The 12458-nt window shown below is 41.8% G+C and carries 14 protein-coding genes; 3 read left to right on the top strand and 11 right to left on the bottom strand.

Annotation, left to right across the window (positions count from 1 at the left end):
* Window positions 1–47: 47 nt before the first annotated feature.
* Both GMD3S_RS0207775 and GMD3S_RS0207770 read right to left on the bottom strand, forming a co-directional pair.
* Window positions 48–1097, bottom strand: a complete 1050-nt coding sequence (locus GMD3S_RS0207775; protein WP_000653805.1) for an ABC transporter permease — start codon at window positions 1095–1097, stop codon at window positions 48–50.
* Window positions 1094–1825, bottom strand: coding sequence for an ABC transporter ATP-binding protein (locus GMD3S_RS0207770; RefSeq protein ID WP_000889939.1), 732 nt, complete (start codon window positions 1823–1825; stop codon window positions 1094–1096). Before GMD3S_RS0207770 ends, GMD3S_RS0207775 begins: the two co-directional genes overlap by 4 nt.
* Window positions 1826–1892: 67 nt before the next feature.
* On the opposite strand from GMD3S_RS0207770, the gene GMD3S_RS0207765 reads away from it, so the two are divergent.
* The 3 genes from GMD3S_RS0207765 (at window position 1893) to GMD3S_RS0207755 (ending at window position 3314) form a co-directional block, all read left to right on the top strand.
* The gene (locus GMD3S_RS0207765) at window positions 1893–2303 is read left to right on the top strand and encodes an HIT family protein (RefSeq protein WP_001278305.1); all 411 of its coding nucleotides are present in this window, start codon (window positions 1893–1895) and stop codon (window positions 2301–2303) included.
* Window positions 2304–2312: 9 nt separating this feature from the next.
* The gene (locus GMD3S_RS0207760; protein ID WP_000777746.1) at window positions 2313–2591 is read left to right on the top strand and encodes a hypothetical protein; all 279 of its coding nucleotides are present in this window, start codon (window positions 2313–2315) and stop codon (window positions 2589–2591) included.
* 63 nt (window positions 2592–2654) lie between these two features.
* Window positions 2655–3314: a hypothetical protein gene (locus GMD3S_RS0207755; RefSeq protein ID WP_000782733.1), complete on the top strand. Its 660-nt coding sequence runs from the start codon at window positions 2655–2657 to the stop codon at window positions 3312–3314.
* A 77-nt stretch (window positions 3315–3391) separates the two neighbouring features.
* Here the strand turns inward: GMD3S_RS0207755 and dnaJ are convergent, their stop codons facing one another.
* From dnaJ to GMD3S_RS10945, 9 genes are all read right to left on the bottom strand, one after another.
* A complete protein-coding gene (gene dnaJ / locus GMD3S_RS0207750; protein WP_001066315.1) occupies window positions 3392–4528 on the bottom strand; it encodes a molecular chaperone DnaJ in 1137 nt (378 codons plus the stop codon).
* A 272-nt stretch (window positions 4529–4800) separates the two neighbouring features.
* Window positions 4801–5433: a DJ-1/PfpI family protein gene (locus tag GMD3S_RS0207745; protein WP_000756337.1), complete on the bottom strand. Its 633-nt coding sequence runs from the start codon at window positions 5431–5433 to the stop codon at window positions 4801–4803.
* Window positions 5434–5662: 229 nt separating this feature from the next.
* The gene (gene dnaK, locus GMD3S_RS0207740) at window positions 5663–7486 is read right to left on the bottom strand and encodes a molecular chaperone DnaK (RefSeq protein ID WP_000034683.1); all 1824 of its coding nucleotides are present in this window, start codon (window positions 7484–7486) and stop codon (window positions 5663–5665) included.
* A 259-nt stretch (window positions 7487–7745) separates the two neighbouring features.
* Window positions 7746–8261, bottom strand: a complete 516-nt coding sequence (grpE, locus tag GMD3S_RS0207735; RefSeq protein ID WP_000046057.1) for a nucleotide exchange factor GrpE — start codon at window positions 8259–8261, stop codon at window positions 7746–7748.
* A 26-nt stretch (window positions 8262–8287) separates the two neighbouring features.
* Window positions 8288–9322 carry a heat-inducible transcriptional repressor HrcA gene (gene hrcA, locus GMD3S_RS0207730; protein WP_000255746.1) on the bottom strand — a complete coding sequence of 345 codons (1035 nt, stop codon included), beginning with the start codon at window positions 9320–9322 and terminating at the stop codon, window positions 8288–8290.
* Window positions 9323–9485: 163 nt separating this feature from the next.
* On the bottom strand, window positions 9486–9995 hold the full coding sequence (locus GMD3S_RS0207725; protein WP_008277505.1) for a DUF2812 domain-containing protein: 510 nt from the start codon (window positions 9993–9995) through the stop codon (window positions 9486–9488).
* Between the two features lie 34 nt (window positions 9996–10029).
* A complete protein-coding gene (locus tag GMD3S_RS0207720) occupies window positions 10030–10605 on the bottom strand; it encodes a DUF2812 domain-containing protein (RefSeq protein WP_000412261.1) in 576 nt (191 codons plus the stop codon).
* Complete coding sequence (locus tag GMD3S_RS0207715; protein ID WP_000423979.1) at window positions 10605–10925, bottom strand: PadR family transcriptional regulator; 321 nt, start codon at window positions 10923–10925, stop codon at window positions 10605–10607. The genes GMD3S_RS0207720 and GMD3S_RS0207715 overlap by 1 nt, the downstream gene beginning before the upstream one ends.
* A gap of 157 nt (window positions 10926–11082) precedes the next feature.
* Window positions 11083–12458, bottom strand: a 1376-nt coding sequence (locus GMD3S_RS10945) for an SHIRT domain-containing protein (RefSeq protein WP_000685446.1), incomplete at its 5' end; no start/stop codon positions are given.

Here is a 12458-nt window from a genome sequence, read left to right as displayed (position 1 = left end):
TTCTTTCCTCCGTATAAAGTTTCCTTACTATTCTACTAGTTTTTGGTCTATTCGTCAACCAATCTTTTTAGTTGGTAAGGCAAATAAAACAATTGTAGGAAGAGACTAGCCCCTACAAGAGCCAACAAGGCTATTTTTTCTTGAAAAACCACTGCTCCGACCAGCAATTCCAGCAAAAGAACTGCACTTCCCACACCAAGCACAATCTGTTTCAATCCCTTCTCTTTCTCCCCTTTTTCTAGTGGAAAGAGCTGAGTCAAGTACTGGTAGTCAAAGGCATGATAGAGGGCCAGTAACTGAAAGAGCAGGAGATAGTTAAATAGAACCACCACTGCCGTCGCGATCCAAGCTTGCTCGATAAAGATCACAGCTAACAAGGATAGGAGCAAGAGGCGCAAACTGAGGGCAAAGAGGTCTCCATTTCGCAAGTAAGAACGAAGATAGAGATTTTGCCAAATTTTCCCAGGTACCTTCTGAACTGCTTTAAGGATAAAATCCAGATAAGCGCGACGTTTGACACTATTTGAAACGCCCTTGACCTGAGTAAAGAGAGCAAAGAAACGAAGCAAGACTTGCTTGCGCTTGCTTTCTTGGGAAACGACATAGTCCCAGTCAAGCCCAGTCTCTGTAAAAAATTTACTGGATTTTTGGCGAAAGAGGAGATATTTCCCAGCTCCCAACAAAAGCACATAGATGAGAAAGACTGGCAAGCCATAACCCATGGCTAAAAATAAGGGCGCAAATAAAAGCAAGAAAAGGGTCTGGACAAAAAGCCAAAAGACCAGTGAGCGCATCGTCTGCCCTTTGAGGTGAGACTTAACTTCCTCTTCACTGACTAAGAGAAAGAGCTTGTCAGGTCCTTCCATGTAGGTCGCGATTCCTCCCCAAGCCAAAAGCAAGGCAGATACAATCCCCAAAAACAAGAGGATAGGCCAGTGGTTTTCAGGAAAATGTTGCAGGAGTTGACTGTACTGGTAGGCTAAAAAACCGATGAGAACCAGCAGGAATAAGACAAAGTGGTCATTGAGAACATAACGCAGATAACCGACACACTCCTTACGAAAAGCCTGCTTTCTCCTTAAAAACAAGTCTTTCATAGGTCCTCCTCTTTGGTTAGAGCCAAGTAAATATCATTCAAGCTAGCCTCGGGCATATCAAAAGCCTCGCGGAGTTGCTGGAGGTTCCCCTGAGCCCTCACCTCTCCCTTGTGGAGGATGACAAAGGCGTCACACATCCTTTCCGCCGAGTCCAGCACATGGGTACTCATGAGAATAGACTTGCCTTTTTGCTTTTCTACTTCCAAAAGCTGAATCAAGTCGGCAATCGCCAAGGGATCGAGACCAAGAAAAGGCTCATCGACGATAAAGAGGCTAGGATCCACGACAAAGGCACAGATAATCATGACCTTCTGCTTCATCCCTTTGGAGAAATGCACAGGAAACCAGTCTAATTTTTGGTCCAAACGAAACATTTTTAATAAAGGTTCCACACGATCAAAAGCCACTTTTTGCTCAATACCATAGGCCATGGCAACCGTCTCGATATGCTCTCTGAGGGTCAATTCCTCATACAAGCTAGGCGTTTCTGGGATGTAGCCAATCTGTTTGCGATAGCTGGTCGCATCTTCTCGCAGGGTGAGACCGTTAATCTTAATTTCCCCACTGTAAGGTGTCAACAGTCCAATAATCTCATTGATTGTCGTTGATTTCCCAGCACCGTTGAGACCAATCAAACCGACCAACTGCCCACTTTCAACTGTAAAGGACACATCTTTCAAGACAGGAACATGGACATAGCCTCCTGTCAGGTTTTTAATTTCTAACATATTTTCTCCGAATCTGGTATAATGTAGCTATATTATATCAAAATTCAATACAGTAGAGGTGGATTTTATGTCAGATTGCATTTTTTGTAAGATTATCGCAGGGGAGATTCCTGCTTCAAAAGTATACGAAGATGAGCAGGTTCTTGCCTTTCTTGATATCTCTCAAGTAACGCCTGGACACACCCTCATTGTACCCAAAGAGCATTTTCGCAATCTTTTGGAGATGGACGCTGCCAGCGCTAGCCAACTCTTTGCCCAAGTACCAACAGTGGCTCAAAAAGTCATGAAGGCTACCAAGGCTGCCGGAATGAACATCATCGCCAACTGTGAGGAAGTTGCTGGTCAAACAGTCTTTCATACTCACGTGCATCTCGTACCTCGCTACGGTGCAGAAGATGACCTCAAGATTGACTTTATCGCCCACGAACCTGACTTTGACAAACTTGCTCAAGTCGCTGAAACCATTAAAAACGCTTAAGGAGATGCCATGAAACTATCCAATCTATTGCTATTTGCAGGAGCTGCAGCTGGAAGTTATTTTGTCGTGAAAAATCGCCAAGCCATTCAGGATGAGGTGCTAGATACAACTGACCGTGTCCAAGCTATCAAGGATGATTTGGATATCATCCAAAACAGCCTACAAATCATCGACCAACAAAAAACCCTTATCAAGGAATACCAAAAAGACTTGACCTACAAGTTCAAAGTCTTGGAAAAAGATTTCCAGACCAGAATGGCGGTTCTCCAAGAAGAAAAACAAGAATAAGAAAGCCTCCAACTTTTCTTAATTCCATTTTGGGTTACTAAATTCGAACAGAAAAGGGAGGGAATGAAAATGAAACAGTCTTTAAAAGTTCTAGCGAAGGTCATCGCGATTATTTGCGGCTGTCTCTGCTTGCTTGCAGCCCTAGCATTTCTACTAGTGATGAATCTTTTCAAGGCCTCACCGAGTGACATCCGAAATGGGAATGAAACCTTAAAACAAATCTTTATCTCCCTTGACCTCCCTCCTGAGAAAGTAGAATCAGATGGATACTATCAATACGAGGGTGGAGGATTAAATTTTTATGTTACTTTCTCAGATGAGGTTGTCAATAGCCACCCCGTCCTAAAGGAAAGTCCAAAACTCACCAAAAACCGACTGAAAGTCTATGTCCTCCAGACAAGAGATATTTCCTACTATAAAGTAGGAGACAACTTATTCAATCGTGGTTTAATACAATTTTTAGGGGAGGAGGGCGAGAAGTATTTCCAAGAAAAAGGAAAGAAATTTAACCCTAATTACTCACTTCTCTTTTGGAATAATCAGGAAAGTTTTAAAAAGGGAATCGCATTCTATGAAAAAGCTTTGACCTTAGTAGATATTCAGGATAATTCGGCGATTAAGCGCATTGACACCGTCACCGTTAAGCCTGGAAAGGAAGAGGAATTCAAGCAACTCATCCAGGAGATGGATGTGGCTGGCTTGCTCACTCAAAAGTATAAATAGTACACTAACTGGAGAATGATTTCTCGATACTAAATTTTTAATGATAACAAAAAAAGAGCCCGCCGGCTCTTTTTACTTTATTCTCCTTCAAAGGCATCTTTTATATGGTCAAAGAAGCCTTTTTTCTTTGGATTGACTTTCAAGTCACCTGCAGCTGCGAACTCTTTAAGCGCTGCTTTTTGGCGGTCGTTCAAACCTGTCGGAGTCACGACATTGACAGTAACGTATTGGTCACCAACGGCACCGCCACGAAGGCTCGGTGCTCCCTTGCCACGCAGACGGAATTTCTTGCCAGTCTGAGTTCCTTCTGGGATAACCAATTCAACATCTCCATGCACGGTTGGAATTTCCACAGTATCTCCAAGAGTAGCTTGGACAATATTAAGATTTAACTTGTAGAAAATAGTTGTTCCTTCACGTTCAAACTTATCGCTAGCTTCCACAGAAACTACTACATACAAGTCACCATAAGGTCCACCGTTAAAGCCTGCTTCACCTTGACCAGCTAGGCGGATTTGTTGGCCTGTTTCCACACCAGCAGGGATCTTCACATGTACGCTATGAGCTTGTTTTTCATGACCTGTTCCGTGACAAGTTGTACATGGATCTTTAATTTCTTTTCCGCGACCATGACAGACATCACAAGTTACTTGACGGCGCATCATACCAAGAGGAGTCTGCGTATCAACGTTAATAACACCAGCACCATGACAGCGTCCACAAGTGACTGGACTTGTCCCTGGCTTAGCACCAGATCCATTACATGTACGACAGCTGGCTTCACGGTTGTACTTAACTTCTTTTTCTGTTCCGAAGATAGCTTCTTCAAAGGTCAAGTTCACACGGTACTGGAGGTCATCCCCTTGACGAGGAGCGTTTGGATTGCGTGAAGCTCCGCCCCCCCCGAAAAAACTTGAGAAGATATCTTCAAAACCACCGAAGCCACCTGCTCCGTCAAAGCCACCAAAACCGCCAGCACCACCAAAGCCACCGTTGGCACCTGCAGCACCATACTGGTCGTAGGCTGCACGTTTTTGGTCGTCACTTAAAGTCTCATAGGCTTCTTGAACTTCCTTGTATTTTTCCTCAGCGCCAGGCTCCTTGTTAATATCTGGGTGGTATTTTTTGGAAAGCTTACGATAAGCCTTTTTGATCTCGTCTGCCGAAGCGTTTTTTGACACCCCCAGACGATCATAAAATTCAGTATTGTTCATAATTCAAGATACAAAGGGCGTCAAACGGACACAGCCAAAATAGGAGTTTTGACGACAAACACTTACGTCCTAGAAAAAACTATCTTTTTGGCACAGTCCGTAGCCCGTGTTCAATTCCCTGAACACACTTGTTCCTTTCTATTGATATTTTGAATTAAACCACCATTTAGGTCGGGTTCAATTCCTTTCTTTTATATTGAGTTAGAAATTTCGGAAACCGTGTTCAGTTACTCGAACACCCTTATTCCTTTCTATAATTTATAAGTAAATATTTAGAGGGTATTTTCTATACTCTGCTTCACTTCATCAAACTCTTCATCTGATAGAGTAAATATCAAATCCTCCTCTGTATACCCGTCTTGTTCTTTAAAATAGTTGTCAGTATTTTCTGTCAAATCTAGACCAAGAATTACTTTTCTTGCAAACTCTTGATGTGCAAAACCAATAGCAGTAATGATATTTTTATCTTGCAGGACAGCTTTTGCTTTGAAATTTTTCCGAGGAAGAAATTCAAAATAGTCAAAGAAGTTTTGCCAAATCCCACCTGTAAATTTCGTATCATTCAATAAACCTGCTTTTGCCAACAAAATAGGTGCTGAAGAAATGGCTGTAATTAAGATATCCTGCTTACCGAGTTCCCTCAAAAACGAATTTAATTTTTCATCCTGTAGAGCAGGACCTATATTTACCATTCCTGGCAAAATCACACAAGAATATTCTTCTATACGTACTTGATCCAATGTTTTTGTAGACCGACAAGGCAAGCCATCCTCAGATATAACTATCGAATAATCTGAAGCGACATAATCAATCGTGATGTCAAAAGACAGAGCTAAAGTACTTGTTAAAGCGGTTATCTCATGAAGAGAAAAATTAGGATAAATGATACAAAGTACTTTTTTCATACGCAACATCCTCTATTTTACCGAAAAACAGAGGCTGGGTTGCAACCTCTGGATTTCTTCCTATCATTATTACATTTAGACAAAGTACCTTAGTAATTCGTCATTCTTAACGAGTTAGGCTTAACTGAGTTTCGGCTAAAAACTTCGGAAAAAAGATAAGCCATCTTTTGTGCATCACACAAGGCGATGGCTTCCTATTTTTCTTTCGTTTTCTTAACGCCTCAACATCTTACTTCTCTGTAAACTCTCCGTCTACGACGTCATCGCCTGCGTTTCCTGTTGCTTGTGCGCCTTCTGCTCCTGCTTGAGCTTGTTGTGCTGCTGCGGCTTGTTCGTAGAGTTTAACAGCAAGCCCTTGAGCTTTTTCGTTCAATGCTTCAAGTTTTGCTTTCATTTCGTCCAAGTTGTTGTCTTCTTGCGCTTTCTTAAGGTCATCAAGGGCAGCTTGGGCAGCGTCACGCTCTGCATCGAAGCCTTTTCCTTCAGTTTCCTTGATAGTTTTTTCAGTCGCAAAGATGGCTTGGTCTACTTCGTTACGAAGGTCAACTTCTTCCTTACGTTTCTTATCTGCTTCAGCGTTAGCTTCTGCATCTTTCATCATGCGGTCGATTTCTTCGTCTGTCAAACCTGAGTTAGATTGGATGACAATAGTTTGTTCTTTTTGAGTTCCAAGATCTTTAGCCTTAACAGACACGATACCGTTCTTGTCGATATCAAATGTTACTTCGATTTGAGGAATTCCACGAGGTGCAGCTGGGATATCAGTCAATTGGAAGCGTCCAAGAGTCTTGTTATCAGCTGCCATTGGGCGTTCACCTTGAAGAACGTGGATATCAACGGCTGGTTGGTTGTCTGCCGCAGTTGAGAAGACTTGTGATTTAGATGTTGGGATTGTAGTGTTGCGGTCGATAAGTTTTGTGAAGACTCCACCCATTGTTTCGATACCAAGTGACAATGGTGTTACATCAAGAAGGACAACGTCTTTCACATCACCAGTGATGACACCACCTTGGATAGCAGCACCCATAGCAACAACTTCGTCAGGGTTTACTGATTTGTTTGGTTCTTTACCAGTTTCAGCTTTAACAGCTTCTACAACGGCTGGGATACGAGTTGAACCACCAACAAGGATAACTTCGTCGATTTCTGACAAGCTCAAACCTGCATCTGAAAGGGCTTGACGAACTGGAACTTTTGTACGTTCTACAAGGTCACGAGTCAAATCGTCAAATTTCGCACGAGTCAAAGTCATTTCCAAGTGAAGAGGTCCAGCCTCACCTGCAGTGATAAATGGCAAGCTGATTTGTGTTGAAGTTACACCAGAAAGGTCTTTCTTAGCTTTTTCAGCCGCATCTTTCAAACGTTGCATTGCCATCTTATCAGTAGACAAGTCAATACCATTTTCTTTCTTGAATTCTGCTACCAAGTGATCGATAATTTTTTGGTCAAAGTCGTCACCACCGAGTTTGTTGTCCCCTGCAGTTGACAATACATCGAAGACACCGTCACCCAATTCAAGGATAGATACGTCAAATGTACCACCACCAAGGTCGAATACCAAGATTTTTTCTTCTTTGTCAGTCTTGTCCAAACCGTAAGCAAGAGCTGCTGCAGTTGGTTCGTTGACGATACGTTCTACTTCAAGACCAGCGATTTTACCAGCGTCTTTAGTTGCTTGACGTTGAGCATCGTTGAAGTAAGCTGGAACTGTGATAACTGCTTTGGTTACTTTTTCACCAAGGTACTCTTCAGCGTAACCTTTCAAGTATTGAAGAATCATAGCTGAGATTTCTTGTGGAGTGTATTCTTTTCCATTTGCAGAAACTTTTTCAGAAGTTCCCATCTTAGATTTGATAGAGATAACAGTATCTGGGTTTGTTACTGCTTGACGTTTTGCAGCATCACCAACGATGATTTCTCCGTTTTTGAATGATACTACAGATGGAGTTGTACGGTTACCTTCTGGGTTTGCGATGATTTTGCTTTCAGTTCCTTCAAGAACTGCAACTGCTGAGTTTGTTGTACCTAAGTCAATACCAATAATTTTAGACATGTGTTTTTCTCCTTAAATTTTATATTCTATTTTTGACTTTTCTTAATATTCCCCTTAAGTGGTGGGGACGTGAGCAACTCCCTACGGGATTTCATCACTTATTTTTGAGCCAATTGTCTCAAAAATCCCCTGTTTCAGTAGCACACGCTACTGAAACTTTCACCACGGCGGGCAACATCTTCCTTGCAAGCCTCCAGCTTGCTTTTTAACTTTCTTCATAGTTTATTGTCGTTTCGGACAAGTTTTTAAGTTCTCTAGCCTAGTTATATACTACTACCATGGCTGGGCGTAGGATGCGGTCATGGAGTTTGTAGCCTTTTTGGAAGACTTGGGCGATGGTATCTGCTGGGTGTTCATCGTCTGCTGGGAGAGTTTGGATGGCCATATGGTAGTTATGGTCAAATTCACCGTCAGCTGCGATTTCTTCGATTCCTTCTTCTTTCAAAGCGTGAATTAAGCTCTCTTGCACCATCTCCAATCCTTTTTTGACATCGTCTGTCAAACCTTCAACGGCTAGTGCACGTTCTAAGTTGTCGAGCGATGGTAAGATTGCTTTTGCCAGGTCTTGGCTACGATAACGTTGCAAGTTTTGACGCTCTTCGTTGGCACGGCGTTGGATATTTTGCATTTCTGCATGAGCGCGAAGGTATTTGTTTTCGAACTCATCCGCACGTTCATTTGCCAAGTCCAACTCAGACTTCTCAGGAGTTGTTTCTTCAGTTGTTTCCACAACTTCCTCTTCTTTCATTTCTTCGTTTTTTTTATCTTGGGCCATTTTCGCCTCCTTTATTGATTTCAAAATTAATTTACTTCGTAATGATTGCTGCTGAGGTAGCGATAAAAATCTGTCAACTTCATCGTCAAAACACGATTGACCACATTGACTTGGTTGACCAATTGCTGGTAATCCAGGTTGACTGGACCGATAATCGCTAGAATTCCAAAACCTCGATAAGGAATGAGGAATTTACTGCTAATCACTGCTAGGTTAGCTAGACAGGATTCCTGACTGTCCGCAACACGAACATTTTGCATCTGATCTTCATGCAGACCCTCACGAATCTCCAAAGCCACCTTTTGCGGTTGGTCAAAGAACTGATAGGCCGCTAGATTGGCAAAATTCAAGAGATTGACCTTGCCCGATACCACAATGTTTTCGTTGAACATTTCTTTAAAAATGTGTTCAAAGAGATCCATGACATTGTCCGTTGTTGTGAAGTAACGCTGGATAATCTGCGGAATCTCCGTCCGAATCTTGTAGTGAATATCTAGAACCGTGTGACCGAGGAAACGTTCTTGAATCAAGGTCTTGAGGCGATTTAAATCTTCCTGCAAGAAGTTCCTTGGAATCAGAAATTGACTGGTAACCGTTCGGGACTCGTCTAGGGTAAATACTGCCAAGGCTGTATGTTGCCCCAAAACAACGATATCAAAGGCTGTCAACCGTTGCCTGCTCGGCTCAACATCCAGTGCTACTACCGTACAGCCGCTCAGGTCTGTCAGTAGATTAGCAGCCTCTTGCAGGATATCCTCCAATTTGAAGAATTCCTGATCAAAGGCTTTGACAATCTCGTATACCTCATTTTCAGCCAGTCTGTCAAAAGCAAGCGAGTGTTTCACATAGTACTGAAATCCCGCGACACTTGGCATCCGACCGCTTGAGGTATGAGCCTTCTCAAGCAAACCCTGCTTCTCTAGAGCTGCCATGTCATTACGAATGGTAGCACTACTAGAATTGATAGACTCTTGTAGCGCCTTGGATCCGACAGGTTCGTGCGTTTTGGTAAAGATGTCAATGATCAGATTTAAAATATCCTGCTGACGCTCTGTAACCATCTCATCACTCCTCTCTGTCCGATCGATTAGCACTCTATGTACCCAAGTGCTAACTCATGATTCTATTATACACCCTTAGAAGAGAATGTCAAGATAAAAACTCAAAAAATTAGCACTCTTTTACCAAGAGTGCTAAAAATCAGTCTGAAGACCTAGAACCTTGCTACTCATCTACCTGGTATTTCCTTTTAAGTCTGAAAAAACCATAGATTAGATAAGAAATTAAGCAAGTGTATAAAAAGAAAATAATAAAGAAAGACTGAGACAAGTTTTCTCGATACAAACTCATGCAAACAACAAGACCACCTGAAAAAGTGGCTATACAGGAACGAAGTCTAGACCGCATAACTTCCCATCTGAGACCCTTACTCATATAGACTTTCTCCTCTGAAAGTATATCAGAAGTTGGTTTACGAAGAATTGAACAAAAACCTGTTTCTATCAATTCCCAACCGCTATTTCTAAAATCTTGCAGTTCATGCTTATACTTTTTAAGAAATCTAGAATCATAGATACGGTAGATGACATCGTCAGGTTGGCATTGGCAAAAATAGAAAAAACCAAAACGACTCGTTCTATATCTCCAGCCTTTCAAGTGCATCTCACGCAAATACTCTTCTTCCTTGTCCAAATCAACAATGGTAAAAATCCGAAATTGCTTTTTATTGATCATGACTTCCCCTCCAATTTTGAGCATACCTAGCCTATCATAAATCTGATAATTCCTTCTTTTTATGCCATAACTTCCAGCTAATATAGGCAACTATTAACAAAAGGATTAAAGACCAGAAAACATCTAGCCCGACCGCAAGAAAACTCCATAGACCATACGCATTACTTCTATTGAGCAATTTAAGTAAGAATGGTATATGTATGGCTAGCAAAAGTAAAACAGGTACTAATCGCAGTCTTAAAATGCGATTAACCATAGCTAACTTCCCAGTAGCATCGTTATAAATTTCAAACTCTGCATCCGATTCAATTTCAGAATGTGCTTTTCTAAAATAGGAAAAACTATTAAAGTCTGTAATATGCTCCCAACCACAATCTTTAAATAGTTGTAAATAGGAGGATCTCTCTGATTTTTCCATCGGGTAAAAATCCAACTGATAAGACACCTGCTCAGGCTGACACTTTTCAAAGGTATACTTGACTACAAACAATAAGATAGAATAGCTTACTTTCCTAAGTTTCCAGCCCTCAGCATGCATTTCTCTAAAGTATAGAGCCTCACTCTCATAATCCGCAATTGTAAAAATTCGGTAAACAATTTTCTTTTCCATCATCCTTCCTCCCGACTATTTCTGTAGAGCCGTTCAATACGTTTCAATTCAATATCTAAAACTTTTCGTCCCAAGTCTGTGATCTGATAGATTTTACGTTTTTCCTCTTCTCGGACAAAGGAAATCAAGCCATCCTTTTCCATCTTTGACAAGGTCCCATACATAGTTCCAGGACTAATCGAAACTTGCGAATCTGTCATTTCCTTGACCTTTTGTGTGATACCATATCCATGGTTCTCCTTCTGTAAACAAAACAAGATATAAAAACCTGTTTCAGTCATGGGAAGGTAAACACGCCTGATCTTATCTGTTAATTCCATTTAATCACACCTCCTATTTAGTTTGATATATCGCACCTCGTTATATAAACTATATCACATCTCGATATAAAATGCAAGAAAAAGAGAGAACGATTTCTCGTTCTCTCTTCTTATACTACGAAATTAAGCAGTTAATCTCTCATTTACTAAGAGTGACTTAGTCTTTCTTGCGAAGGACAAAAACTGCTAGGCTTGCAAAGGCAAGACCGATGATTGAAAGAAGACCAGATACTGCAGAGCCTGTGTTTGGTAACAAGGCCTTAGTTTGACTACTTCCTTCTTCTGGTTGGCTATTATTTCCAGAATTTTTATTTGGTGCCGGGGTAAATTCCCAAGTACCGACGAAGTGGGCATCCGCTCCATTGATGGTTTCTGATGCTTTGTCATAGGACTTAAAGCTCCATGTGCCTTCTGCAGTCTTAACCTCTGTTTGACTTGGTTGCGTTGGTGTTGCTTGACTTCCATCTTTCAAGTTTGTTTGGTCTGCCGGAAGCAAGGTTTTCACTTCTTGCGGAAGTTCTTTTCCTGGCGTTCCGCTGACAAACTCATGAACCGCTTTATGAGTCACTGTTGGAACTGGAGTTGCTGTAAATTCCCATGTACCTACAAACTTAACATCTGCTCCATTGATGGTTTCAGATGTCTTGTCATAAGACTTGAAGCTCCAGGTACCTTCTGCTGTCTTAACTTCTGTTTGACTTGGTTGCGTTGGCGTTGCTTGACTGCCATCTTTCAAGTCTGTTTGGTCTGATGGAAGCAGGGATTTCACTTCTTGTGGAAGTTCTTTACCTGGAGTTCCGCTGACAAACTCGTGAGTTGCCTTATAGGTTGGGGATGGGGTGAATTCCCATGTACCTACAAACTTAACATCTGATCCATTAATTGTTTCCGATGTCTTATCGTAGAACTTGAAGCTCCAGGTACCTTCTGCTGTCTTCACTTCTGTTTTACTTGGTTGCGTTGGAGTTACTTTGTTGCCATCTTTCAAGTCTGTTTGGTCTGCTGGAAGCAAGGTTTTCACTTCTTGTGGAAGTTCTTTTCCTGGCGTTCCGCTGACAAACTCGTGAACTGCTTTATGAGTCACTGTTGATGCTGGGCTCGCTGTAAATTCCCATGTTCCTACAAACTTAACATCTGAACCGTTGACAGTCTCTGAAGTCTTGTCGTATGACTTGAAGCTCCATGTGCCTTCTGCTGTCTTAACTTCCGTTTTACTTGGTTGTGTTGGAGTTACTTGGTTGCCATCTTTCAAGTCTGTTTGGTCTGCTGGAAGCAGAGTTTTTACTTCTTGTGGAAGTTCTTTTCCTGGAGTTCCGCTGACAAACTCGTGAGTTGCCTTATGAGTCACTGTTGGCGCTGGAGTGAATTCCCAAGTACCGATAAAGTGGGCATCTGCTCCATTAATAGTTTCAGATGTCTTGTCATAGGACTTGAAGCTCCATGTGCCTTCTGCTGTCTTCACTTCCGTTTTACTTGGCTGAGTTGGAGTCGCTTGACTACCGTCTTTCAAGTCTGTTTGGTCTGCTGGAAGCA

The sequence above is a fragment of the Streptococcus sp. GMD3S genome (assembly GCF_000298695.2).
Lineage (GTDB): Bacteria > Bacillota > Bacilli > Lactobacillales > Streptococcaceae > Streptococcus.
The sequence above is the reverse complement of the archived record's forward strand: the minus strand, read 5'-3'. Positions and strand labels throughout refer to the sequence as shown.

Excerpts from the sequence above, each read along its gene's own strand:
- GMD3S_RS0207775 (WP_000653805.1), bottom strand. The coding sequence starts at position 1,097 with ATGAAAGACTTGTTTTTAAGGAGAAAGCAGGCTTTTCGTAAGGAGTGT.
- GMD3S_RS0207770 (WP_000889939.1), bottom strand. The coding sequence starts at position 1,825 with ATGTTAGAAATTAAAAACCTGACAGGAGGCTATGTCCATGTTCCTGTC.
- GMD3S_RS0207765 (WP_001278305.1), top strand. The coding sequence starts at position 1,893 with ATGTCAGATTGCATTTTTTGTAAGATTATCGCAGGGGAGATTCCTGCT.
- GMD3S_RS0207760 (WP_000777746.1), top strand. The coding sequence starts at position 2,313 with ATGAAACTATCCAATCTATTGCTATTTGCAGGAGCTGCAGCTGGAAGT.
- GMD3S_RS0207755 (WP_000782733.1), top strand. The coding sequence starts at position 2,655 with ATGAAAATGAAACAGTCTTTAAAAGTTCTAGCGAAGGTCATCGCGATT.
- dnaJ (WP_001066315.1), bottom strand. The coding sequence starts at position 4,528 with ATGAACAATACTGAATTTTATGATCGTCTGGGGGTGTCAAAAAACGCT.
- GMD3S_RS0207745 (WP_000756337.1), bottom strand. The coding sequence starts at position 5,433 with ATGAAAAAAGTACTTTGTATCATTTATCCTAATTTTTCTCTTCATGAG.
- dnaK (WP_000034683.1), bottom strand. The coding sequence starts at position 7,486 with ATGTCTAAAATTATTGGTATTGACTTAGGTACAACAAACTCAGCAGTT.
- grpE (WP_000046057.1), bottom strand. The coding sequence starts at position 8,261 with ATGGCCCAAGATAAAAAAAACGAAGAAATGAAAGAAGAGGAAGTTGTG.
- hrcA (WP_000255746.1), bottom strand. The coding sequence starts at position 9,322 with ATGGTTACAGAGCGTCAGCAGGATATTTTAAATCTGATCATTGACATC.
- GMD3S_RS0207725 (WP_008277505.1), bottom strand. The coding sequence starts at position 9,995 with ATGATCAATAAAAAGCAATTTCGGATTTTTACCATTGTTGATTTGGAC.
- GMD3S_RS0207720 (WP_000412261.1), bottom strand. The coding sequence starts at position 10,605 with ATGGAAAAGAAAATTGTTTACCGAATTTTTACAATTGCGGATTATGAG.
- GMD3S_RS0207715 (WP_000423979.1), bottom strand. The coding sequence starts at position 10,925 with ATGGAATTAACAGATAAGATCAGGCGTGTTTACCTTCCCATGACTGAA.